Raw genomic sequence first — 748 nt, 5'->3', positions numbered from 1 at the left:
TTTATCGGTCAACTTAACTTGATCACCGTCTAGGACGAAGTAGCCATCAGCGTTGTTTTCTAGCTGGACGGTCAATTGATCTGCTGGCGTATCTGTATCAGCAACAACGAGTGTTGCCACTACTGTGTCGGTAGATACCGCATCTTCAGTCACGCTATCAACCGCTGTAACGTCAATGGTTGGTGCGTCGTTTACGCGAACCACGTCCAACGAATCGGTGTCTGTCGCTTTCGGATTCACGCCGTCAGATACCGACGCTGTGACACTCAGGCTATTCAAATCAAGCTGGTCGTTATTAACCGCTTCGACACCTTTATCGGTCAACTTAACTTGATCACCATCGAGCACGAAGTAACCGTCAGCGTTGTTTTCTAGCTGGACGGTAAGCTCATCTGCTGGCGTATCTGTATCAGCAACAACGAGTGTTGCCACTACTGTGTCGGTAGATACCGCATCTTCAGTCACGCTATCGATGGCTGTGACGTCGATGGTTGGTGCGTCGTTTACACGAACCACGTCCAACGAATCCGTGTCTGTTGCTTTCGGGTTCACGCCGTCAGATACCGAAGCAGTTACCGTTAGGCTGTCTAGGTCAAGCTGGTCATTATTAACCGCTTCGACACCTTTGTCGGTCAACTTAACTTGGTCACCATCGAGCACGAAATAGCCATCAGCGTTGTTTTCTAGCTGAACGGTAAGTTCATCTGCTGGCGTATCTGTATCAGCAACAACGAGTGTTGCCACTACT

The 748-nt window shown here is 49.3% G+C and carries 1 pseudogene; it reads right to left on the bottom strand.

Annotation, left to right across the window (positions count from 1 at the left end):
- Positions 1 to 748 (bottom strand): annotated as a pseudogene (locus AACR11_RS21190) (hypothetical protein); the annotation flags it as partial.

Source organism: Vibrio sp. L85 (genome assembly GCF_963871815.1).
Taxonomy (GTDB): Bacteria; Pseudomonadota; Gammaproteobacteria; order Enterobacterales; family Vibrionaceae; genus Vibrio; species Vibrio harveyi.
Note: the sequence above shows the minus strand (reverse complement) of the source record. Positions and strands in the feature narration are given on the sequence as shown.